The following is a 23,243-nucleotide window of genomic DNA, read 5'->3' as shown; positions in this document are numbered from 1 at the left end:
GTGACCGGCGGTCTCATCGGCATTTCCGATCCGACAGAGGATCGTGAGTGACTGAGGCAGACTGCATGATCGGGCCGGCTGGCGTCGATGTACAAACGCGTACAAAGTTGCACTTTCCGGACACCTCACGACAATGCGATCCCTTTCATGGAAAACAGAAAAACGCCTCATTCTTCTCGCGATGATCAGGATCCTTTTCAGATCCACGACATCATTGGCCATGAAGGTCTTCGGGACTTTCTGGACATTGAATCGCTGGAAGTTCGTTCCCGTCCTGTGAACTGGCGTGTTCGCCGGCACAGCCATGCCTCCATGTTTCAGCTTTTCCTTCTTTCCACCGGCGGCTGTACAGTTGAGCTGGATGGGGTGAGCCACGAACTTTCTTCCCCTGGTTTCGTGTGGATTCCGGCCCGGCATGTCCATTCCCTCGCCTATCATCCGCGGACACGCGGCTATGTGATAACGCTGGGCCATGGTCACGTCTTCACGTTCAGAATGCGCTGTCCGGAAGCGGCGCCCCTGTTCGCGGCATCAATGGCGGGGGATACGGATCTTTCCGAATTCGACCGTCTGATTACCTTTGCACGCTATCAGCCTGCCATGCCTGACCAGGCGACCGGAACGGTCACGGAGGCACTCGCGCAACTTATTCTGGCGACGATCTTCCGCCTTCTGCGTTCAGCAAACACACCTGTTCCCTCGCGCCGTGATGCCGAACTCGTCAAACGGTTCCATGCCCTTGTCGAACGGGATTTCGCTTCTCATGCTCCGGTCAGCGCCTATCTGGATGTGTTGCGCACGACGGAACGTACGCTGCGACGCGCCTGCAAGCGCATGGGGCAGCCATCACCCCATGAGATAATTCAGAGCCGGATTGCAGCCGAGTCCCGTCGGCTCCTGCTTTTTTCCGGCATGAGCGCTGCCGATATCGCCGATCGACTGGGTTTCAGCGATCCGGCCTATTTCTCGCGCTGGTTCCGTGCGCGGGAGGGCACGACTATTCGCGCATTCAGGGATGAACGAGACACAAAATGATATAGTCCGGTTTGCTTGCGACAGCCGGGCTTCTCGGGCAGAAACAATGATATGAAAAGGGACCCCAGCACCTCTGCGGACGACGTGACCGAAAGCCGGGATTTCGTGACGGCCCTTGCGCGGGGTCTTGATGTCCTGCGGGCCTGCGCCGCTGCTCCCGAGGGGCTTTCTCTTTCAGATGTCGCCCGTGAGACGGACCTTCCACGCGCTGCCGCGCGCCGGGCGCTCCTCACCCTGGTGGCCACCGGATATGTCGTGCAGAACGGCCGGCTGTTTCAGCCCACGCCCCGCGTTCTTGATCTTTCAGCCCGCGTGGCAGATATGCCGCTTCCCCGGCTTGCCCAGCCAATTCTCGACAGGCTCAGCCATACTCTGGGTGAAAGCGCTTCACTGGCGATTCTGGATGGAACGGACATTCTCTACATCGCGCGTTCTGAAATCCGTCGCATTCTTGCTGTGGATCTGAGGGTCGGTGCAAAACTCCCTGCATGGTGTACGTCCATGGGGCGTGTGCTGCTTGCTGCCCTGCCTGAGGCTGAACGTCGTCGTCATATTCCGGAAAAGCTTGATGCCCGGACCTTCAGGACAACAACTGACCACAAAACGCTTAATACGTTGCTGGATGAAATCCGGGCTGATGGCTATTGCCTCCAGGATCAGGAACTGGAACCGGGCCTCCGGTCCGTTGCGGCACCTGTGTCCGGACATGACGGAAGTGTCGTGGCTGCGCTGAATATCAGCACCCAGGCCACTCGTACGCCGCTCCGCGTGCTGCGACGTACTATTGTGCCCGCAGTAACGGAAGCGGCAGCCGCGCTCGGTAATGCCCTGCAGCATCAGCAACGGGGAGCCTGACGCTCCTTCAGAACTGCGCCAGAAGACGGAAGCCTGCCTCAAGAGCATTGGGATAGGACCGGGTCGCATCAGGATGAACGATATATTGAAGATCCGGAAGAAGTTTCAGGCCGCGGGTAAGAAATGCAGTATAGGTCAGTTCAAGAACCTGAAAATTCGACTGCGGCAAGGTAACACCGTTTTTTAGCGGATATCCGAGATCATACTCCAGTTCCTGCAGGCGGGTGATCTTCCGGTTGACGGACTGCCATGTCCAGAAAAGTGACACAGCGTCCGTTATGCGGGAGGGGAACATACCCTGCGAGATGATGCCTGCCGTATACTGGGTCTGGCCGGCAAGAGAAGAGCCCTCATTCCAGCCTGCGAGGCCGAAAAGAATCAGGCCCTGATCCTTCGCCGGACCAAAGCGCCACACCATCTGATCCGCTCCCACATACCACGCTCCGCGCTGATGTTCGATCCGGGCCGGTTTGTGAGAAATCAGGATGGGTGATCCGTCGATCGCGGTAAATGGATCCGGATGATCGGACGTATCGAAATAACCACCTATTTTATAATGGCCGGTCAGTTTGTCCTTTCCGAGAGCTGGTTCCCAGCCGAGCTCAACAGGAATGACGTAGCCAAGGGGGGCGAAAGAAAAATTAAAGCCGGCCTGGCCGCCTTCAGTTGCTGAAGCCTCGAAAACACCGGCCTGCGCATACAGATGATATCCTGGATTAAACCGGGCCATGGCGCCCCACTGTGAAAAAGGCCAGGAGCGCCACTTGGATGACACGGATATTGCGGTCGGGTGTGCACAGATGATGCTGTTAAGCGCGTAACAGCCGAAATAGGATGTGCCAAACTTGATATTGGCCGGCATACGCCCGACATCGACTACAAGCTTTTTGTTCAGAAGACTTTCTTCAAAATACATGTAGACCAGCTTGTAAAGAACATTGCCACCGGCCCCGTAATCCTGCTGAGGCTGGATAAGTCCTGTTTTCTCAAGATAATCTGTCGCCACGCTGCGCCCTGCTCGCTGGACGCCAAGCATGTGGAACGAAAGTCCCTTCAGGCCGAACATTTTTTCAAGATCGAAGTCGGTGCCCATGACCACCTGATGCGAATAATCGAACCCCTGCCGCCGGCCTCCGACAGCATTCGACATGCCCTCGGCCATGTAGGTCAGAGTGAAATCGAAACCATAATCGGAGAGGCGCTGACGCCATCCGCCAAGTGAACCGAGCAACCGGTCAAGTTCCGGTACGACGCGGACTTCCGGCCACGCGGAACCCATAGCCGAGGCATTGACACCAACCCGTTCCCGTTGCTGGGACGAGGAAGCTGCATTGTCCTGGGTCAGTACGTGCATTTCATTCCAGAATGACCCTGGTTTTGCATTGCCGGATGACGCCGCCAGCTGGAGCGGTTCAGAGGCTGCAGCTGATCCTGCAGCGGATGCCGGAGCAACAGACCTGGATGCGGCGACAACGTGCCGATGCCGCATCGTCTTTTTCCTGGAAAGCACAGACGGAGATACCGCCGGTCCGGCATGCCGGCTGACAGAGGAAACGGGAGCTGCTTCGGCACGGGGTATTATGCCAGCCGCACAGAAGAAGAGAGCAGCGGACAGCAGAGACCGCCATGAGATAAGGAAGGACATGCGAAAACCCTTCTCATCAGGCGGATGTTTCCGGCAGAACTGTTCTGCCGGATACGGAGGAATACGTTTTCCGGGAAAGAGCGACGGTGCACTCTCCATCCGTACTTGGAGGGAGGATTTCTCTTACAACACTGATGGTCATCTGACGCCTCATATGACGTTCTTGTTTTTGGATCGTTTTGTCGGATCACAGCCCTGACCGGCAGTGATAAAGCTGCCCTTACCGGAATCGGAAAACTTTTCCAATATTGGAATTGATATTGGAAAAGTTTTCCACTATCAACGGGGGCAGATGATTTATCCTGTCACATGAAGAAAAAAGATGAATTCGAAGAGCCATTCCCGAAAACCGGCATCCCGCCCCTCCGTAGCGGAAACAGATGAGGTGAGCGCCGTACCGTCGGGAATCATGGAAAGAACCCTGGCGATCATCGAATTGCTGTCACACCACGGGTCTGGTCTTCCGATTTCATCCATCAGCACCATGCTCTCGATTCCATTAAGCGCCAGCCATCGGCTGACATCGGATCTGCAGGCTCTGGGTTATATCCAGCAGGAAGGCGGTTCCGGTGGACGCTATCGGCTGACAATGAAGCCGGTATCAGTCGCTTTCAGATTTCTGGCTTCCTGCGGAATCACCGATTTCGCCCAGCCTGTCCTGGACCGGCTGGCCACAGAAAGCGGAGAACTTGTGCGTCTCGCGGTTCCGGATGGAGGCAGTCTTTCTTGGATCGCCCGGGCGCAGGGCAGTCGTTCGGGCCTGAAATATGACCCTGACATGGGTCAGGCGGCTCATCTGCCATCGACGGCAACAGGTCTGGCCTGGCTTGCGACCATGCCGGATGCCATCGCGGTCAGACTCGCTGAGGAGCAGGGGTACGGGTCTCCCGATGAATTCGGGCCGAATGCGCCGCGCAGCAGCAAAGCTCTTCTCTCTGTTCTGAAGGCAACGCGTCAGAGAGGATTCAGCCTGACCGTGGCAACATTCGCCCCGTGGATGACAGCCATCGCCTGCGTTGTCCGGTCGGGCCACACTCAGGAAACCCTTGGAACGCTGAGCATTGCCGGCCCGACGCTGCGGCTGCCGGAATCACGGGCACTCGAACTTGGACAGCTTCTCGTCGAAGCTGCACGTGAGCTCGGGGACATGCAGATCGTCCCACGCGATAACGGGGCAAAAAACATAACTGTGTAACACTTAAAATATCAGAAAACTGTGGATCAGGTGGCCTCACCAACAAAAACAAAAAAGGTCTTACAATGCTCCATTCTGTTCATTCGTCGTCTCCTGTGTCCTCCGATATGGCAACGGACATCCTCGTGATCGGTGCCGGAGCGGGAGGAATGAGTGCTGCTCTTTTCGCAAAACGCCGGAATATGGATGTTATTCTCTGCGAAAAGACGGATATGGCCGGAGGAATTACGGCAACATCCGGTGGTACGGTCTGGGCCCCGGGCACTGATCTTTCCCGGGAAGTGGGCCCTCAGGACAGTCCCGACGATGCCAGACGGTTTCTGCAGTCGGTTGTAGGTGAACGGGGCGGCGACGCCCTCAGGGACGCCTTTCTTGAAGCCGCACCAGCCGCGATTGCCGAATTGCATAATCATACGGATGTCAGGTTTGCCGCAGCATCGGCCCATCCTGATTATCGTGATGGCCCTGGCGCGGCCTGGGGTGGGCGGGCCCTGGCGCCTCTTCCGTTCGATGGACGAAAACTGGGAAAGGATTTTTCCCGTGTCCGTCCGCCTCGCCGCGAATTTCTGGCCCCGGGCGGGATGATGGTCGGCCGAAACGAGCTTGACGCTCTTCTGAAACCGTTTTCCTCAATCAGGAATTTTCGTCAGACTCTCTCTCTCTTTCTGCAGCTGGCAAAAGACAGAGTATCCTGGCCTCGCGGCACCAGGTTGGTCATGGGCAATGCTCTTGTCGGACGACTGCTTCTGAGTCTGCGCAGGAACAACGTTCCGGTTTTATATAACTGGTCACTGGACGATCTGATCGTGACGGACGGAAAGGTGACCGGTGCCCGTTTTTCAACACCGGAAGGGGAGAGAACGATCACTGCGCACAGAGCTGTGGTTCTGGCTACCGGCGGTATCGCGACAAATACGTCTCTGCGCAGGAAGGTTTTTCCTTTTCCCGATATGATTTCCCTGGCGCCGGCCAGCAACAGCGGAGACGGTGTTGAAGCTGGTCTGCGTGCCGGAGCGGGGTTCTCCGATGGCGTGGACAGTCCTGCCCTGTGGATGCCCTGCTCCACAAGACGCCTCAGGAACGGTACGGAGCTGGTATGGCCTCACATCATACTTGATCGTGCAAAACCTGGTCTCCTGGCTGTCAGTCAGGATGGAAAACGTTTCGCAAATGAGGCGAATTCATACCATGATTTCTGTACAGGCATGATTGAACACAAGCACAAAACAGCCTGGCTGATCTGCGACCGGGCCTTTCTGCGCGAGTATGGACTTGGCATGGTCTGGGCGGGAACACGCAGCGTTCGGCGTTTCATCCGTTCAGGCTATCTCATTGAGGCATCCTCCATCGGAGCACTGGCCGAAAAGATCGGCGTCAACCCTTCGAGGCTGGAACAGACTGTCGCCCGCTACAATGCACTGGCCCGATCAGGAGAAGACACAGATTTTGGCCGTGGCTCCACAACGGTCAATCGTTTCAACGGTGATGCCCGCTATGAACCCAATCCATGCATGCGTCCTGTTGGCGAAGGTCCTTATTACGCCATGGCGGTCCGGCCAGCGGATCTGGCGACAAGCGCCGGACTCACGGGAGACATCAACGGACAGGTCACTGATAAAAATGGTGTGCCTGTCGAAGGACTTTATGCCTGCGGCAACGATCTGACGTCACTGTTCCGGGGCACTTATCCAGGCCCTGGCACCACGCTCGGACCGGCTCTCGTCATGGCCTGGCGGATTGCTGCCCATCTTGCAGGAAGATCCCCGGCTGCGCAGACGATCGTCCGCAGTCCTGAACAGACTGAACACGGCCAGCCGGTCACGGAGAATGTCTCCGCCTGACTAGTTTTTTCCTGTAAGAAAAAGAACAAACGGAAATGACGAGACAAATCTTTCTCTCCTGGCTGACAACCGCTCCCATGCCGCCCTGCGACATGATTACCGTGGCAAAAGAGTGTGGTTATACCGGTGTCAGTCTGCGCGCTCTGCCAGCCGCCGGGGGTGACAACATCCCGCAGCTTCTGCAGGATCAGAGTCTGAGGCAAAGTGTAAAACATCGCGCGGCTGCTGAAGGCGTTATTCTGGCAGACATGGAAATTGTCCGAATCAACGAAGGTTTTACGGTCCGATCAGTCGAGCCGTTTCTCGATCTGTGTGCCGAACTGTCTGTTTCAGCATTTCTCGTCGCGGGCGATGATCCTGATCTTTCTCGTCTGACTGCTTCCTTCAATGCTTTATGTGAAGCCAGTCGTCCCAGGGGTATCTGTCCGGCTCTTGAATTCATGCCCTGGACAAGCGTGAAGGATGCAAAAACAGCTCTCTCTGTCATTGAAAAATCCGGTGCAAACAATGGAAAAATAATCATTGATGCGCTCCATGTCGCGCGTTCCTCCACAACTCCTGACGATCTGCGGGCCATCCCGTCGGAGCGACTGGCCTGTTTTCAGATATGCGACGCGCCCGCAGGCATTCCACCCACACAGGAAGAGCTTATCTATACGGCGCGGCAGGCCCGCCTGCTGCCAGGTCAGGGTGGCATTGATCTGCATGCAATCATGGAGGCACTTCCTCCCGATATTCGCATCAGCGTCGAAATTCCCAATAGAGAAGGATATGCTGCCCGGGGTGCGGCCGGATGGGCGAAAGATGCTTTCAGTGCAACAGCATCTTTTCTGAATAAAGAGCCTGCAGGATGAGCGCGCAGTCACCGGCCCGTATTCTGCTGGCTGGCGCCGGTGCGATCGGCCGCCTGCATTTCCGTGAAATGCAGGAGTGTACATTCTGCACGTTGTCGGGCATCGTCGAACCTGCTTCGGCGGGTAGGGAGTGGGCCGAAGCTGCCGGCGTGCCTTGGTTTGCAGATCTGGATACGGCTCTGGCTCATGAGAAGCCGGATGCGGCCATTGTTGCGACCCCCAATCAGACGCATCGCGCTCTTGCCTTGCGTCTGATTGAGGAGCGCATTGTTCCTCTGGTTGAAAAACCGATTGCCAGCACCATCGAAGATGCCACTGAAATCGTGACAGCCTCGGAGAAAGCCGGAGTGCCCGTACTCATCGGTCATCACAGGCGGCACAATCCCATTATCCGCACCGCGCATGAAATCATCAGCAGAGGCGCTCCTGGACAGCTTGTTTCGGTTTCACTCATGGCATTGTTTCACAAACCTGATGATTATTTCACGGCGAACTGGAGGCGGGAGCCGGGAGGCGGTCCGGTCCTGATCAACCTGATCCATGAAATCGACGTAATCCGGCATCTTTGTGGGGAAATCAGCTCTGTTCATGCCGTGACCAGCAACCGGATACGCGGTTTTGAAGTCGAGGATACGGCGGCAATTCTTCTTCGGCTTGATAACGAAGCCCTGGTCACCATTTCCCTCAGTGATTGTGCCAGCTCTCCCTGGAGCTGGGATCTCCAGGCTGGTGAAATTGATTCCTATCCCGCGCCTGCCGCGCCAGTCACAACGATGGTCATCAGCGGAACTGAGGGATCACTTGCATTGCCGTCACTCGATTTCTGGTCGTATCGCGGCAAACCGGACTGGTATGAGCCTCTGACACGGGAAACAACCGGATACAGAAAGGAAAGTCCTTATATCGCCCAGCTGCGCAATCTCTGCGCCGTCAGCCGCGGAGAAGCCGTCCCCGTCGTTGATGCGCAGGAAGGACTTAGCACACTGCGCGCCACGCTCGCCATCGCAGAATCCGCACGGACGGGAAAGACCGTTCATATTCCATCCAGCCAATCTGTATAAAAGAGTTTCCGATGCCTCATACTGAAAACTGTGATCTTCTGGTTGTCGGGTCAGGGGCGGCAGGACTCTGTGCGGCACTCTCGGCAGCACGTCGTGGCCTGAATGTGATCGTCGCTGAGAAGGAGCCTGTCTTTGGCGGATCGACAGCCTGGTCCGGCGGCTGGATGTGGGTTCCCTGTACAAAATATGCCCGTCTGGACGGAAACGATGAAAATACCGATGCCCCTGAAACCTATCTTCGGCATGAGCTCGGAGAAAAGTTCGATGCAGAACGGGTAAAGGCTCTTCTGGAAGCCGGTCCGGAAATGATCGACTTTCTGGAGGAAGATCCGGATGTCCGGTTTTCCTCCGGCACCTGGATCTGCGATATCCATGGCAACATACCTGGTGCCGGTACGGGTTCGCGGTCTGTTGTTGCCGCACCGGTCGATGGAAGAAAGCTGGGTAATCTCTGGCCGTTGCTCCGGCGTCCGATGCGGGAAACAACACTTTATGGTATGGGCATACAGGCAGGACCGGATCTGCGTGCCTTTCTGAATGCACAGCGTTCCGTTCGTGCGCTGTTGCATGTGACCGGCCGCCTTGGCCGCCATTTCTCTGATCTGCTCCGCTATGGTCGCGGCACTCATCTCGTCAACGGAAATGCTCTTGTCGCAAGACTGATGCTTTCGGCAGACAAAGCCGGAGTTCGTTTCATGGCATCCAGCCCGGCGAAAAGACTTCTTACCAGGGACGGAGCCATTACAGGCGCCATCCTGAAATCGAAAAATGGTGAACTGACAGTCAGAACACGCGTCGGTGTCGTCCTGGCCACGGGTGGCTTTCCACATGATGTTGCACGCCGCAAAGCTCTGTTTCCAAATACACCCACCGGGCAGGAACACTGGACAGTTGCCGCTCCCGGCACATCCGGCGACGGTCTTTCACTGGCCGAAGCTGCCGGTGCAGATATTGACACAGCGGTAGCCTCACCAGCCGCGTGGTGCCCTGTGTCCCTGGTACCCTTCAGAGATGGAACGGTGGGTCATTATCCTCACATCATCGAACGGGCCAAGCCGGGGATCATTGCGGTAAGAGCCAATGGTCGCCGGTTTGGGAACGAAGCCGATGGCTACTATGATTATGTGACGAACCTCTTTCGCAGCCTGGAACCGGGAGAACAGCCGGTATCGTGGCTTATCTGTACGCGCGCCTTTCAGCGCCGCTGGGGGCTTGGGTATTCACGCCCTGCACCATTCCCCCTGCGTCCGTACATCCGTTCCTGCTACATTACAGAAGGCAGAACGATCCGGGAGCTGGCCGGGAAATGTGGTATATCTCCGGAAGGACTTGAGAAAACCATTCGTTCCTACAATCATTTTGCGGATCGGGGCCAGGACCCTGAATTCGGCCGCGGTTCCACCCCGTTCAACCGGTCCGGAGGCGATTCTTCTCAGAAACCAAATCCCTGCGTGATGCCAATAGAAAAAGGACCTTATCTGGCCATCAGGATTGTGCCCGGCAGCTTTGGCACATTTGCGGGTATCCGCGCTGACGCGCAGGCCCGTGTCCTGGATCGCAAGGGCCAGCCAGTGCCTGGCCTGTGGGTGGCGGGATCTGATCAGGCCAGTGTCATGGGAGGATACTATCCGTCAGGCGGGATCAATCTTGGACCAGCGATGACGTTCGGATACATTGCCGGCAGGGATGCGGCGGAACAGGCAGAATCAAGAATTTCTTGCTGAATGGGTCATGAAGGACCTGGGCTCAGGACTCATTCTTTAAGCCAGAAGATGCAGGTTGCGGCGATATGGATTGCGGACATGAATGTATGGGCGCAGCGATCGTATCGGGTCGCGATGCGTCGCCAGTCTTTCGGCTTTGCGAACATGTTTTCGATGAGGTGGCGCTTTTTACAGAGATGCCAGTCGTAAGGCGGCTTTGATTTCCGGTTCTTCCTCGGCGGAATGCAGACGGTGATATTCCGGTCCGCGAGAGACTCCCTGATTTTATTGCTGTCGTATCCCCGGTCACCGATGACTTCCTCTGTCTCGTCGGGGAGATCTGCCAGCAGCACGTCTGCGCCTTTGAAGTCACCTGACCCGCTGTCAGATGCAGCCGGACAGGGCGTCCCTGTCCATCACACATGGCATGCAGCTTTGAGTTCAGCCCGCCTTTTGTCCGTCCGGTATGGCGGGGAAAAGCCCCTTTGTAAGCAGGGAGGCTACCGTTCTGTGTGCTTTGAGATGTGTCGCGTCGATCATCAGGCGCTTCGAACGGCCAGCCTGTTCTGTCAGCGCGACAAAGATCCGGTCAAAGACACCGAGGCGGCTCCACCGGATGAGGCGATTATACAAAGTCCTGTGCGGACCATACGCTTTCGGGGCATCTTTCCACTGAAGCCCGTTGCGGATCACATAAACGATCCCGCTCAGAACACGACGGTCATCCACACGCGGAACCCCATGTGCCAGCGGAAAAAACGGCCTGATCCGCTCCATCTGGCGTCCGGACAGAAAAAATATGTCACTCACAGACTTACCTCTATCGGGAAAACGGTGAATCACAACAGCCAGATCAGTTCAATAAATTAACAGGTCCTGAGCCTAGGCGGGAGGCGGTACAGGCCTTGGCCTGCACAATGAGTCTATATTGTCCTGAAAGTTTGTATTCAGGGCAATTTCCCAGACGTCCGACGCAAATTCAGAGGTGATCTGTTCGCTCAGACGCACGATGCCTACAGCGCCTGGAGAAAAGCCCGGTAACCGGAGCATCCTGAGCCTCCCCGGAGGCGGCACGCGCAGCGGAAAAGACAGGATCGGCAGAATAGTTGCGACCTTTCCCTCCATGACTTCAGCGTGAATCAACTCCAGTGAATTCGTTTCACGACGTATCGTCGGTTCAGCCCCGGCGGTCTGAAATCCGACATCGACCAGTTGACGACAGCGCATTTCCCTGGTGAGAAGCGCAAGCGGTAATCTGGATGCGGCGTCCCAGCTGATGTCTTCTCCTTCAGGCAGCTGAAACGTGCGGGACGCCGCCAGCACCTGCTGTTCGGCATAGAGGGTGCGAACCTCGAAGGCTTTCGCCTGCGGGCACTGGTCGTAATACATAATTCCGATATCAAGTTCCTTGCTGACCAGCTTATCGATGAGTGTTCCGTTAGGAAGAACACTCACCTCACTCGCGAAGTCGCCACACCGCGCCTGCACGGCCTCCAGCAGCAGCGGAACGATATGCACGGCAGTCGGGATGACACCGATCTTTACGTGTCCGGCGATCGCCTGCCTGGTGACCGAGACCTCATTGCGCAGTTCGCTGATGCCTTTGAGGATATCGTGTGCCCATTTCAGGACACGCGCGCCCTCATTCGTAACGCCGAAGACCTTTTTCTTGCGGTCGATGATGACAATGCCCAGCTCATCCTCGAGCTGACGGATGGCGCGCGATAAGGCGGGCTGCGACACGCCGCACGCACTGGCCGCTTTCGAGAAGCTTTTATAGCGTTCAATTTCACGCAGATACTGCAGCTGCTTCAGGAACATATCAAACTCTTCTCCAATGATGGATCGGCGGGTCCGGCGCCATCGGTGTCATCACGTTTTCGGACACGAATACGTTCTCGACGATGCTTGCAATGCGCGCTCCACCTCCGTCGTGATGCGATGACCGGATGAAGGGATGGCAGGCACCTGGAGCCAGCCACGCCACAACAGATTTCCCCGCCTGCTGCGATCATCACTCCGTCAGGCGCGCGGCGCCGCAGAAGACGAACTGCCTGTCGTGCCGCGCGATCGCGATCAGCGTCTGGTTCATCCGCTCGGCCAGCCGGAAAGCGCGCTCTGTCGGCGCCGACACTGCGACTACGGTGATCATGCCCGCACACACTGTCTTGAGCGCCATTTCATACGAATAGCGGCTGGTCAGCAGACAGATTCCATCTTCCGAAAGTGTGTCGTTACGCATGCGGGCACCGATCAGCTTGTCGAGGGCATTGTGGCGGCCGATATCCTCCCGGATCAGAAGAATCTCGCCTTCCCTGTTCGCCCAGGCTGCTCCGTGGACCATGCGTGTCGCAGCATTCAGGTCCTGCCAGCGATCGAGATCCTGAAGCGCACGGCGGATCGCAGCCGATGCAATCGTGGGATTGAGCGGAAAAGGTGACTGGCCGGTCACATCCACAGATGGCACATCGTCGCTGCCACAGATGCCGCAGCTCGAATGCCCGGTCTGGGCACGGGGCCTGCGCCGTAACAGGGTCGAGAGGCAGTCGCCCGAAATCATGACATCAAGCATCGGACCATCCTCGCCTTCCGACACCACGACCGACCGTATCTGCCGGGACGCCTCGATGATGCGTTCCGTCAGACAGTAGCCAAACACGAAATCCGTCAGATGATCCGGCGTCAGCATCATCACGCCGTAGGGAAATATTCCGTTAAAGACGAGTTTGACCGGCACCTCGTCGGCGATGTTCAGATCGACCTCTTCCTCCGGACGATCGAGGCTCGTCACTTTCCTTGCATGAAACAAGGGAATCATGGAGCGTGGCCGCCGCCCGTTTTGAACGGACCCGGCTGGCCGGTCACATCAACCGACATGATGACAGACTCCCATTCAATCTGCCCATCGACATAATGCTCGCGTTTCCAGACCGGCACACGGCGCCTGATCTCATCGATCATGTAACGACAGACCTTGCAAGCGGCACAGCGATGAGGTGCGGCAACACCGATCCATACAGCGAGATCGCCGACGGGCAGGTAGCCCGTCCTGTGCATCGCGCAGGTCTCTGCGATATCGAAGCGTTCTCGCACCTCGTCGAGAATGACCTGTCCTTCGGACGTGACCAAAGGAGCAAACGCCTCATATCCGATGGCTGAAACGAGCCTCCCGTCGTTCGTCTGCCGCACCCATTCCTCGAAAGTGCAGAAGCCACCAGCTTCGGGCTTCAGAAGCGTTTCCCGAAGGGTGCCGATATCGACGGACGTGTCGGCAATCAGAAAGCGGTTCATCCGCCGCTCACCGGTGGAATGAACACCACATGGTCGCCTTCTTTCAGGCTCCGGGTCCAGGGACAAAATACCGCATTCACGGCCACACGCATCTGCCCGGCAGGAAGCGCAAAACCGTATGCCACGCGAAGCTCCTCATAAAATGCCACCGCCGTGGTGACGGACGTTTCTCTCGTTTCGGCGCGACGGCCTGCCTGCTCGCCCGGCTGTGCGAAATATTCGGGTTCTATCCTTGGCATGTCTGTTCCTGACAGCGGGCAAGCCTGATTTCAGCCTGCTGCCGCTCCCCGGGTGTATTGATATTGTCGAGTGCGCCAGGGGTACATGAAGGCAAAAGATACGTGACACTGCTGATGAGCGCCTGGCGCGGCCCGACCCTGCCTGCCACTACCTGACGAGATAATATTTCCAGAGCTTCAGGCTCCCAGATGGCGCAGAACGGTTCCGGCAACCCGTCATGTTCGCTTCGGAATGCAACAGCCGTATATCCATCCCGACGGCCCTGAATCAGCGCATCGAGCGTTGGCGCGTCCAGAAACGGCAGGTCGCATGCCAGCACCAGCCATGCGACATCGGGGTATTCCTCATGGGCGGCGAGCAAACCTGCGGCGGGTCCGATTTTCTGAAACCTGTCGGTAATTCCGGGATAGACGCATCTCAAGGCATCGGTTTTCTGATCTTCCCGCAAGGATACGAAACAGCGGCTGACGCGCGGCGCAAGCAGGCTGAACGCACGGTCGAGTTGCGGCCGGCCCTCATAGGCAAGCGCTGCCTTGTCCTGTCCCATGCGGCGGCTGACACCGCCTGCGAGGACAAGTCCGCAGAGGGATCTCATAACACCGCAGCCACAGGCATCGTATTGCCGAAATCGTGCTTTCCTTCGCGCTTGGCGGCAAGACGTACCTCGCGGATCACCATCTCATGGGTCAGGACGGCTGTTTCTCCGTTCATCGCATCATCCTCCGATATAGTGCATTTCAATTTTCTTCCCCGCCTTGTCCTCATGAACAGCTTCAGCCCGTGATCGCCGTTCCTGACGCTCTTCGCTGTACCGGTCGGTGCGACGATGCCAGATGTTCGCCAGCGTCTGCCGGAGCGGCTCATCCTCGCCTGCATGACCGGCATCACGCAGGACTGCCCGCAGATCGGTGCCTTTCGTGGCGAAGAGACAGGTAAAAAACTGACCATCCGAAGAAAGCCGCGCCCGCGAGCAATTTCCGCAAAACGGCGCACTGACCGAGGAGATGAACCCAATCTCCCCACCGCCATCGGCATATCGGTAACGGGTGGCGACTTCGCCACGATAAGCGGGTGACACCGGATCGAGAGGCCAGAGCGCATTGATCCGCGTCATCATCTCGCGCGAGGTTACGACATCGCTACGTTCCCAGCCGTTGCGATTGCCGACATCCATATATTCTATCAGGCGTACAATCACGTCCGTATGCCGGAAGTGTGCAAGGAGTTCCGGTACACCTGCATCGTTCACGTCACGCTGAACGACCGTGTTGACTTTGACCCCACGCGGAAATCCGAGCGCACGGGCTGCTCCGATGCCATCCAGCACGGTCCGCAGATCACCGCGTCCGCCGCTCATGCGCGCGAACACAGCCGGGTCCAGGCTATCGAGGCTTACGGTCACACGGTGCAGGCCCGCTGCGTGGAGTGCCGCTGCCTGACGCTCCAGCAGCATCCCGCTGGTTGTGAGCGCGATATCTTCGATCCCCGGAATCCGTACGAGCCGTTCCACCAGCTCCGACAGATTCGGACGAAGCAACGGCTCTCCGCCTGTCAGGCGGAGCCTGGTCACGCCCAGCTCCGCAGTCGCACGTGCCACCCGTTCGATTTCGTCAAAATTCAGCCGCTCATCAGGCGTCAGGAAGCTGAAACCTTCATGATAGATCGAATCCGGCATGCAATAAGGCAACGAAAGTTGCACCGGTCCATCACGGAAATTCGCAGATCCCTGAGCGGTCGATGGAGCCGGTCTTTTGTGGGCCTGACGCCCGGCAAAAATTCCGCATTCATGATTTGGGTCTTCGCTTTCCACTCGCGGCATCACCCGAAGATGGATGATGCCGCATTGAATGGGACACACTCAGCCGGCGATCCGGATTGGCGCGGCCGACGCGATACTCGGCACCACTTTGACCGGAATAGCCTTGGCGGCCGGCGTGCCGCTGACCTCGTCATAAAAATCAAGCGGCAGGAGCGGATTGAGTTCCGGGTAATATCCCGCGATGGCGCCACGCGGCATGGGGTAGTCAAGAATCGTCAGCCCATCAACGTACCGACGGCGTCCGTCCTCGCTATAGGTTTCCAGACCGATGACCGCTCCGTTCTCCAGTCCCCGATCTTCACGATCCTCCCTGTTCATGAAAATGACGAGGCGGTTGTTGTACACACCACGATACCGGTCGCTGTTGCTGTAGATCGTGGTGTTGTACTGATCATGCGAGCGGATCGTCGCCAGACGCAGCATCGCCGGATCCTCGATCACGTCATTGACCTCAAGCCCCGGCATGACAATGAAGTTCGCCTTGCCGTTTGGCGTTTTCCATACGCGTCGGCGCGGCGGAATATCGAGATGAAAACCGTGAGGATCTTTCATCTTCTCCGAAAAATCAGTGTAAATCTCGGGATAGACCTCCGCGATCCTGTCACGGATCAGTGTATAATCCTCGATATAATCCGCCCATGATGTCTTCGAATGAGGCAGCGTTGCCATTGCCACGCGGCAGATGATCTCCGTTTCCGGTCTCACATCCGGGCTGACCGGTTCGAACACACCGCGCGACGGGGTCACGTTCGACATCGCATCCTCGATGGTGACGAACTGCTCACCTCTGGATGTCCGGATGATCTCGGAGCGGGACACGACCGGCAGGATCAGTGCATCCTTGCCGTGAACCAGATGGCCACGATTGAGCTTGGTTGTGACGTTGACTGTCAGATTCAGCCGTCCCATCGCCGCATAGGAGCGCTCGGTATCAGGGATGGCGCGGGCGAAATTGCCGCCCATGCCAAAAAACACCTTCGCGGTGCCTTCTTCCATGGCCGCAACCGCTTCAACGACATGATGACCGTGCTCACGCGGCGGTTCGAAGCCAAAAACATCGCGTACGCGGTCGAGATACGCTTGTGTCGGCTTCTCATCGATGCCGACCGTGCGGTCGCCCTGCACGTTGGAATGTCCCCGGATCGGCGCGATACCTGCACCCTTTTTCCCAAAATTCCCTTTAAGGAGCAGCAGACTCGCCACCTGCTGAACAAGGTGAGAACCTTCCTGATGCTGCGTCAGCCCCATCCCGTAGCAGATGATCGTAGCGTTCGATTTTGCGTAAATTCCGGCAATCCGACGGATCTGTTCTTCAGACACTCCGGATATCCGGGTGATATCCGCCCAGGAGACGGACATGACATCCGCGCGCAAAGCCTCCAGCCCCGCCGTGTGTTCCGCGATAAAGTCCTGATCCAGAACCTTCTCGCCACGCTCTTCGGCTTCGAACAGCGCACGCATCATGCCTTTGAAAATGGCCAGATCGCCGCCGATCCGGACATGCACGAATTCGCTGGAAATCGCGGTTGAACCGAACGTCCCCATCTGCAGGATGTCCTGCGGCTCGGTGAAGCGGATCAGCGCACGTTCGGGCATCGGGTTGATCAGCACGATCGGGATACCGCGTTTGCGCGCCTCCACGAGGTTCGTCATCATGCGCGGGGAATTGGTGCCCGTATTCTGTCCGATAACGAAGATTGCCTCGGCATGCTCGAAATCGGCCATGACAATCGTGCCCTTGCCAATCCCGATGGACGGCGGGAGCCCCCGCGACGTCGGTTCATGACACATGTTCGAACAGTCGGGGAAGTTATTGGTGCCGAATTCGCGTACGAAGATGGAATAGAGGAACGCTGTTTCGTTTGCAGTTCTGCCAGACGTATAAAACTCCGCCTGATGCGGGCTTTCGAGCGCCTGGAGGTGCTTGCCGATCAGCGCGAACGCATCGTCCCATGCGACCGGAACGTATTTGTCGGTTGCCGCATCATAGCGCATGGGCTCGGTCAGGCGCCCCTGCATCTCCAGCCAGTAATCGCTGCGCTCCATCAGTTCCGTGACGGTATGCCGGGCGAAAAATTCCCGCGTGACGCGCGCTTTGGTCACCTCATGCGCCAGCGCCTTGGCGCCGTTTTCGCAGAATTCGAGTGTCTTGCGATGATCGGGATCGGGAAAGGCACAACTCGGGCACTTGAAGCCACCGGGCTGGTTCATCGCAAGCAGACCGCGTGATCCCTTGACCAGGACGCTCTGTTCCATGAGGACCCTGGCTGTCGCGTTCGCGGCGCCCCATCCTCCGGCCGGATGATGGTAGGGCTTGAATTCAGATTCTTTTTCTTTGCTCATGATGTCAACGCTCCCCCTGGAGGATGCCAAATTCTTTCAATGCAGGTACGAAATTTTCGTTCTCATGCTTCGACCTTGCTAGTTTGATCAACGCGAAGCGCTCGAGTGGACTCAGCCTGGCCCATTGCTCCGGCGCTGGAACCGGAACACCATCCGCCCGCGCCTGAATCGAAACAGCTTCAGGCATACAATCCTCCTCGCGCCAGTCTGCCAGCGTCTGGGGAGGCAGAAAGCGAACAGGTTCATCTGCCCGGGCGGCAATCAGATCCAGAACAAGGGCGCGGTATGCTTCCTGTCCCGCAGACGTATCGCACGGCATCTCTACCAGCCTGCCCCGTTCCTCGCGCGACAGGCGGCTCCACTGACGGAGCGTCATCTTGATTCCGACAATATCGAGCTTCTGTCGCGCGATCATGGGGATGCAACGCAGCGAACCGGCGAAATCGCGCTCGAATTCGAAAATCATGGAGCTTTCAGACATTGTGCCGGCTCTTTCGGCCATCAGGAGAGATGCATTTTTCATTTGGGCACCAGAAGATGGAGTAACGAGGCTGCGACAAAGAATGCGGCGGTACTGACAATCCAAATTGCGGCAAGCCACGCCAGCCGGATGCTCAGGTGACGGGACGCCCGTAACCCGTCACCCCTTACAACTTCAATGACAGCCATCGGCTTCGGACACTTTCCCGCGAAAGACGCGATAGGAGTAAATCGTGTAGGTCAGGATGATGGGCAGAAGGATGACGGTTCCGACAAGCTGGAAGAGCTGGCTGGATGGCGGCGGCGACACATCCCACAGGGTCAGTGCCGGCGGTACGGCCCAGGGCCATACGGTAATGCCCAGAACCATCCATGTCTCGTTGCCATCCCGGACCGGCGCGATCGTGCTGATCATGACGTTGCGTCGTGTCTCGTCCCGTTCGAGCATGAACAGCATGCCAATTCCGAGATCGAACCCGTCGAGAACGACATAGATCGAGATTGCGGCGATCAGGATGACGGCCCAGATGATCGGCAGCCAGTGTGCAAAGTCCATCATTTCTCAGGCTCTTTTCGCAGCAGAAGCATTGACTACGGCCAGGTGTGCGCGCGTCGCCAGAATATCGGACGCGTGTGAAGGATCGGCGTCACACTCCCCTTCCTCAGGTTCCCGACCGAGCATCCGGACAAGAATGCCCAGACCCGAGCCGAAAACGACCACGTAGACGACGACAAACACGGTCATCGACACGACCATGCTCGACAGTACGACCGGCGAAACACTCTGTGAGGTCCGCAGAAGTCCGTAGACGGTCCAGGGCTGGCGACCGACCTCGGTGGTCACCCAGCCACACAGCAAGGTCAGAAAACCTGCGGGAGCCATGGACAACGCCACGCCATGGAAGGCCGGGCTGGTAAAGAGCGTGCTGTTCCGCCGATGCCACAGCGACCAGAGCCCGACCAGCATCATGAGAACACCCAGAGCCACCACGATGCGGAACGAGAAGAAGATCACCTGAGACGGTGGCCGCTGGTCACGAGGGAAATCCTTCATGCCCGGCACCTTGCCGTCCAGGCTGTGCGTAAGGATCAGTGAGCCTGGCAGCGGAACTCCGATGGCATAATCCGTGTGTTCGGTCTTCATGTTCGGAATGCCGAACAGCAGTTCAGGCGCGTGTCCTTCGCTGTTCCGGTCGCCTTCCATGGCAGCCAGCTTGGCGGGCTGATATTTCAGCGTGTTCAGTCCGTGGGTATCGCCCGTCAGGATCTGGAGCGGCGCGACGATGGCCGCCATCCACATGGCCATCGAGAACATGACACGCACAGGCTCGCTCGAAATCCTCCCCTGCCGTCGCGCTTTCAGCAGGTGCCATGCCCCTGTCGCACCAACCGCAAAGGCAACAGACAAAAAGGCCGCCAGTCCCATATGCACGAGGCGGAACGGAAAGGACGGATTGAAGATGATGGCCAGCCAGTCATCGGGCAGGAACTGTCCGCTGGCCGGGTCGATCCGGTAGCCGCGCGGTGTCTGTATCCATGAATTGGACGCCAGAATCCAGGTCATGGATATCAGCGTGCCGACTGAGACGCAGCAGGTCGCGGTGAAATGCAGACCCCGTCCGACCTTGTTCATGCCGAACAGCATCACGCCGAGAAAACCGGCCTCCATAAAGAAAGCGGTCATGACCTCGCAGGACAGCAGGACGCTGGTAATCGGTCCTGCCTTCTGTGAAAACACCGACCAGTTCGTGCCGAATTCGCAGGCCATGATCAGACCCGACACGACTCCCATGCCGAAGACGATGGAGAACGCCCTGATCCAGTATCGGTAGAGATCGAGGAAAACCTGTCGCCCGGTTGCCAGCCACAGAGCTTCGGGAACAGCCAGATACGCGGCGAGACCAATCGAAAAGGCTGGAAAGATAATATGAACGCCAACGGTAAAGGCGAACTGAAACCGTGCCAGAAGGAACGCTATATCATGAGCATTCTGCATTCATAACTTCCAGGATCTTCCCGACATCAGGAAAGATGCCTTTTATTTGAAAAGAGTGAACCTGAATTGACAGTCAGAAGAGCGCACCAAATAGCTGACTGATAACGAGCAAAATTCCCGCACTGTTCGTTTGAGGAGTATTATAAGATCATTCTGACACAAACGTCCAAGACCTTCTCGTTATAACATTATGCGTACTGGTTATATAAACAGGCGAATTTGATCTGATATGATTATAGTCTAATATGGACTGAATACGCGACAGAACGAGTAATCAGAGAATCTGGATACGTAACGCGAGCGAGCCCTATGACGAGGAGTTTTTGACCATTGACCACACTTCAGGCCGTCGATGCCAGACTGACCCGGGCCGCCGTCTTCCTGATCATGACGCTGAACGACGGCGATGATACCGCGATCGGGGCGCAGGTCCGGGACCTGCTGGGCGATATGTCCTCGCTGGTGCGGGGAACCGGGTTTCGTATTCCCGATGGTCGCCTGAGCTGCGTGACCGGAATCGGGTCAAAGGCCTGGGATGTGCTTTTCGGCACGCCGCGCCCGAAAGATCTGCATCCGTTCAGGGAAATTCACGGCGTGCATCATGCTCCCTCTACGCCGGGAGACCTTCTCTTCCATATCCGCGCCACGCGAATGGACCTGTGTTTCGAACTCGCGGCCACGATCGTCTCCCGTCTCGAAGGTGCCGCGACCGTGATCGATGAAGTCCATGGCTTCAAATACTTTGATGAGCGAGATCTGCTTGGGTTTGTGGACGGAACGGAAAACCCGTCTGGCCAGGCGGCGATCGACTCTACAATTATCGGAGAGGAAGACCCGGATTTCTCAGGCGGCAGCTATGTCATCGTTCAGAAATACCTGCATGACCTGAAAAAATGGAATGCCATGGCGGTCGAGACGCAGGAAGACGTCATCGGCCGGCACAAGCTTTCCGATATCGAGCAGCGCGATTCCGCCAAGAAGAGTTATGCGCATAATGTTCTGACGAACATTGAGGAAAACGGCGAGCAGCTTCAGATCCTGCGTGACAACATGCCCTTCGGACAGGTCGGCAAGGGTGAATTCGGGACCTATTTCATAGGCTATGCTCGGTCCCCCGCCCGCACGGAACAGATGCTCCAGAACATGTTCGTGGGCAAACCGCCGGGTAACTACGACAGGATTCTGGATGTCAGCACGGCCGTCACCGGCGTGCTCTTCTTCATCCCGACGGCCGATTTTCTCGACGGTGCGCCAGACCTGACGCCCTCGATATCGTCTGGCGAAAATGCTGCCGGAAGTCCGGCTTCCGACACCTGTGTCTCTGCTCACCCGGTTGACGCTACGTCTCTGGGCATCGGCTCACTGAAAGAGGAACCACAAATATGAACAATCTCCATCGTCACCTCGCGCCGGTTTCCAGCGCTGCCTGGGAGCAGATCGAGGACGAAGCCGCACGCACTCTCCGGCGCCACCTGGCCGGACGGCGTGTCGTTGATACTTCCGAGCCGAAAGGGCTGTCGCTCGCAGGGATCGGGACCGGCCGCGGCAGCGCGATTCAGGCGCCGAACGACGGCGTGCAGGCCATACAGCGTGAAGTGCGTCCGCTGGTCGAATTACGTGTTCCGTTCACGTTATCACGTGAAGAGATCGACGCTGTAGATCGCGGTTCCCAGGATTCGGACTGGCAGCCGGTGAAAGATGCAGCAAAGAAGATTGCGTTTGCCGAAGATCGCGCGATCTTCGACGGTTACAGCGCGGCAGGCATTCATGGCATCCGCGAAGCAACCTCCAATGCCCATCTGAAGTTTCCGGCATCCGTCAGGGATTATCCCCGCGTCATCACCGAGGCACTCAACGAACTCCGGCTCGCAGGCGTGAACGGTCCTTACTCTGTTGTGCTGGGCGCGCAGGCCTATACGACCGTGAGCAGTGGTGATGATGAAGGATATCCCGTCCGCAAGCACATCGAGAGCCTGATTGACGGAAAGCTCATCTGGGCCCCCGCCATCGAAGGCGCGTTCGTGGTGTCCATGCGCGGCGGTGATCTGGTGCTCGATATCGGGCAGGATTTTTCAATCGGCTATCTGAATCACACCGCAGATACGGTCGAGCTATATCTGCAGGAGAGCTTCGTCTTTCGCGTCCTCACCACGGAAGCGACGGTGGCAATCGACGCTGCACCCCAGGAGACGACACCGGCGGCCTGACGCCAGGAACGTCTTCGTCTTCTTGTGTTTCGTTTCAGCGACATTCTGCCCGGGTTCACTTCGGCCAGAATGTCAGTTTAACCTTTATGAAAATTCGACAGGATCACAATTAGTCCCACGATCGCGTTCCTCATGCAGGAAGCGTTCACCGAAGCTTCTGACAAAAGAAGAAATTATCCGCATCGCTGACCACATTCTGAAAGGCGGGGAGCATGCCACCGAACTGGAAAGAGAAATCGCTAAAAAGGCAAGTCATAATCCTGAAGGAATGGAAGCCAACGAGCTGGTCACCCTCGGAACAAGACCCTGGAAGACAAATCGGAGTTAGTAACTGCAGCGCCCATTCCACCAGGCTCAGGACTTGTTAATTCATTGAACTGAGCAGTGTTTCATGATTCACAGGCTTACCGCTGGAGGTGAAGCTGTGAGTGACGTGTTTTTGCTGTCTGAACGCCAGATGGATCTGATCAGGCCGTTTTTTCCGCTGGCGCATGGTGTGGCACGGGTGGATGACCGTCGTGTTCTGAGCGGGATCGTTTACGTGATCCGCAACGGGCTTCAGTGGAGAGATGCCCCGAAAGCGTATGGTCCGCACAGGACTTTATATAATCGCTTCATCCGGTGGAACCGCCCGGGTGTCTTCGACCGGATCTTCGTCGCCGTGACAGAACAGGCTGG

At 57.2% G+C, this 23,243-nt stretch carries 22 protein-coding genes and 1 pseudogene; 10 read left to right on the top strand and 13 right to left on the bottom strand.

Annotated features, from left to right (window positions below; all coding sequences use genetic code 11):
* Positions 1 to 147: 147 nt before the first annotated feature.
* The gene (locus tag GOB93_RS17210; RefSeq protein WP_173584721.1) at positions 148 to 1,035 is read left to right on the top strand and encodes a helix-turn-helix domain-containing protein; all 888 of its coding nucleotides are present in this window, start codon (positions 148 to 150) and stop codon (positions 1,033 to 1,035) included.
* A gap of 51 nt (positions 1,036 to 1,086) precedes the next feature.
* Positions 1,087 to 1,890 (top strand): IclR family transcriptional regulator domain-containing protein, encoded by an 804-nt coding sequence (locus GOB93_RS17205; RefSeq protein WP_173584720.1) that lies wholly within the window; start codon positions 1,087 to 1,089, stop codon positions 1,888 to 1,890.
* A 7-nt stretch (positions 1,891 to 1,897) separates the two neighbouring features.
* Here GOB93_RS17205 and GOB93_RS17200 read toward each other — a convergent pair whose 3' ends face one another.
* Positions 1,898 to 3,379: a carbohydrate porin gene (locus GOB93_RS17200; protein ID WP_173584719.1), complete on the bottom strand. Its 1,482-nt coding sequence runs from the start codon at positions 3,377 to 3,379 to the stop codon at positions 1,898 to 1,900.
* A 541-nt stretch (positions 3,380 to 3,920) separates the two neighbouring features.
* Here GOB93_RS17200 and GOB93_RS17195 point away from each other — a divergent pair.
* The 5 genes from GOB93_RS17195 to GOB93_RS17175 all read left to right on the top strand — a co-directional run bounded on the left by GOB93_RS17195 (position 3,921) and on the right by GOB93_RS17175 (position 10,210).
* Positions 3,921 to 4,730, top strand: a complete 810-nt coding sequence (locus GOB93_RS17195; RefSeq protein ID WP_198912718.1) for an IclR family transcriptional regulator domain-containing protein — start codon at positions 3,921 to 3,923, stop codon at positions 4,728 to 4,730.
* Between the two features lie 65 nt (positions 4,731 to 4,795).
* Complete coding sequence (locus GOB93_RS17190; protein ID WP_173584717.1) at positions 4,796 to 6,571, top strand: FAD-dependent oxidoreductase; 1,776 nt, start codon at positions 4,796 to 4,798, stop codon at positions 6,569 to 6,571.
* A gap of 35 nt (positions 6,572 to 6,606) precedes the next feature.
* A complete protein-coding gene (locus tag GOB93_RS17185; protein WP_173584716.1) occupies positions 6,607 to 7,425 on the top strand; it encodes a sugar phosphate isomerase/epimerase family protein in 819 nt (272 codons plus the stop codon).
* Entirely contained in the window at positions 7,422 to 8,486 is a 1,065-nt protein-coding gene (locus tag GOB93_RS17180) for a Gfo/Idh/MocA family protein (RefSeq protein ID WP_173584715.1), read from the top strand. The genes GOB93_RS17185 and GOB93_RS17180 overlap by 4 nt, the downstream gene beginning before the upstream one ends.
* A gap of 11 nt (positions 8,487 to 8,497) precedes the next feature.
* Positions 8,498 to 10,210: an FAD-dependent oxidoreductase gene (locus tag GOB93_RS17175; protein WP_173584714.1), complete on the top strand. Its 1,713-nt coding sequence runs from the start codon at positions 8,498 to 8,500 to the stop codon at positions 10,208 to 10,210.
* Between the two features lie 29 nt (positions 10,211 to 10,239).
* Here the strand turns inward: GOB93_RS17175 and GOB93_RS17170 are convergent.
* The 12 genes and pseudogenes from GOB93_RS17170 to GOB93_RS17115 all read right to left on the bottom strand — a co-directional run bounded on the left by GOB93_RS17170 (position 10,240) and on the right by GOB93_RS17115 (position 20,358).
* Positions 10,240 to 10,999: pseudogene (locus GOB93_RS17170) on the bottom strand (IS5 family transposase).
* A gap of 72 nt (positions 11,000 to 11,071) precedes the next feature.
* Complete coding sequence (locus tag GOB93_RS17165; protein WP_173584713.1) at positions 11,072 to 12,010, bottom strand: LysR family transcriptional regulator; 939 nt, start codon at positions 12,008 to 12,010, stop codon at positions 11,072 to 11,074.
* A 193-nt stretch (positions 12,011 to 12,203) separates the two neighbouring features.
* Positions 12,204 to 13,007, bottom strand: coding sequence for a formate dehydrogenase accessory sulfurtransferase FdhD (gene fdhD / locus GOB93_RS17160; RefSeq protein ID WP_173584712.1), 804 nt, complete (start codon positions 13,005 to 13,007; stop codon positions 12,204 to 12,206).
* The gene (locus GOB93_RS17155; RefSeq protein ID WP_242010873.1) at positions 13,004 to 13,480 is read right to left on the bottom strand and encodes a molybdenum cofactor biosynthesis protein MoaE; all 477 of its coding nucleotides are present in this window, start codon (positions 13,478 to 13,480) and stop codon (positions 13,004 to 13,006) included. Before GOB93_RS17155 ends, fdhD begins: the two co-directional genes overlap by 4 nt.
* Complete coding sequence (locus tag GOB93_RS17150) at positions 13,477 to 13,719, bottom strand: MoaD/ThiS family protein (protein WP_173584711.1); 243 nt, start codon at positions 13,717 to 13,719, stop codon at positions 13,477 to 13,479. Before GOB93_RS17150 ends, GOB93_RS17155 begins: the two co-directional genes overlap by 4 nt.
* On the bottom strand, positions 13,707 to 14,315 hold the full coding sequence (locus GOB93_RS17145) for an NTP transferase domain-containing protein (RefSeq protein ID WP_173584710.1): 609 nt from the start codon (positions 14,313 to 14,315) through the stop codon (positions 13,707 to 13,709). Before GOB93_RS17145 ends, GOB93_RS17150 begins: the two co-directional genes overlap by 13 nt.
* A gap of 120 nt (positions 14,316 to 14,435) precedes the next feature.
* Entirely contained in the window at positions 14,436 to 15,419 is a 984-nt protein-coding gene (moaA, locus tag GOB93_RS17140; protein ID WP_338422408.1) for a GTP 3',8-cyclase MoaA, read from the bottom strand.
* A gap of 159 nt (positions 15,420 to 15,578) precedes the next feature.
* Positions 15,579 to 17,882, bottom strand: a complete 2,304-nt coding sequence (locus GOB93_RS17135; protein ID WP_173584709.1) for an FdhF/YdeP family oxidoreductase — start codon at positions 17,880 to 17,882, stop codon at positions 15,579 to 15,581.
* Positions 17,883 to 17,886: 4 nt separating this feature from the next.
* Positions 17,887 to 18,348 (bottom strand): nitrate reductase associated protein, encoded by a 462-nt coding sequence (locus GOB93_RS17130; RefSeq protein ID WP_173584735.1) that lies wholly within the window; start codon positions 18,346 to 18,348, stop codon positions 17,887 to 17,889.
* A 53-nt stretch (positions 18,349 to 18,401) separates the two neighbouring features.
* Positions 18,402 to 18,551, bottom strand: coding sequence for a DUF2474 family protein (locus GOB93_RS17125; RefSeq protein WP_173584708.1), 150 nt, complete (start codon positions 18,549 to 18,551; stop codon positions 18,402 to 18,404).
* Positions 18,538 to 18,921, bottom strand: a complete 384-nt coding sequence (locus GOB93_RS17120) for a cytochrome d ubiquinol oxidase subunit II (protein ID WP_173584707.1) — start codon at positions 18,919 to 18,921, stop codon at positions 18,538 to 18,540. The genes GOB93_RS17125 and GOB93_RS17120 overlap by 14 nt, the downstream gene beginning before the upstream one ends.
* 3 nt (positions 18,922 to 18,924) lie before the next feature.
* Positions 18,925 to 20,358, bottom strand: a complete 1,434-nt coding sequence (locus tag GOB93_RS17115; RefSeq protein WP_173584706.1) for a cytochrome ubiquinol oxidase subunit I — start codon at positions 20,356 to 20,358, stop codon at positions 18,925 to 18,927.
* Positions 20,359 to 20,745: 387 nt separating this feature from the next.
* Between GOB93_RS17115 and GOB93_RS17110 the strand changes: the two genes are divergently transcribed.
* From GOB93_RS17110 to GOB93_RS17100, 3 genes are all read left to right on the top strand, one after another.
* Entirely contained in the window at positions 20,746 to 21,744 is a 999-nt protein-coding gene (locus tag GOB93_RS17110; RefSeq protein WP_408742416.1) for a Dyp-type peroxidase, read from the top strand.
* Positions 21,741 to 22,565, top strand: coding sequence for a family 1 encapsulin nanocompartment shell protein (locus GOB93_RS17105; protein WP_173584704.1), 825 nt, complete (start codon positions 21,741 to 21,743; stop codon positions 22,563 to 22,565). Before GOB93_RS17110 ends, GOB93_RS17105 begins: the two co-directional genes overlap by 4 nt.
* A 424-nt stretch (positions 22,566 to 22,989) precedes the next feature.
* On the top strand, positions 22,990 to 23,243 hold a 254-nt coding region (locus GOB93_RS17100; RefSeq protein WP_173584703.1), incomplete at its 3' end, for a transposase.

This window comes from Acetobacter musti, assembly GCF_011516835.1.
Taxonomy (GTDB): domain Bacteria; phylum Pseudomonadota; class Alphaproteobacteria; order Acetobacterales; family Acetobacteraceae; genus Acetobacter; species Acetobacter musti.
Note: the sequence above shows the minus strand (reverse complement) of the source record. Positions and strands in the feature narration are given on the sequence as shown.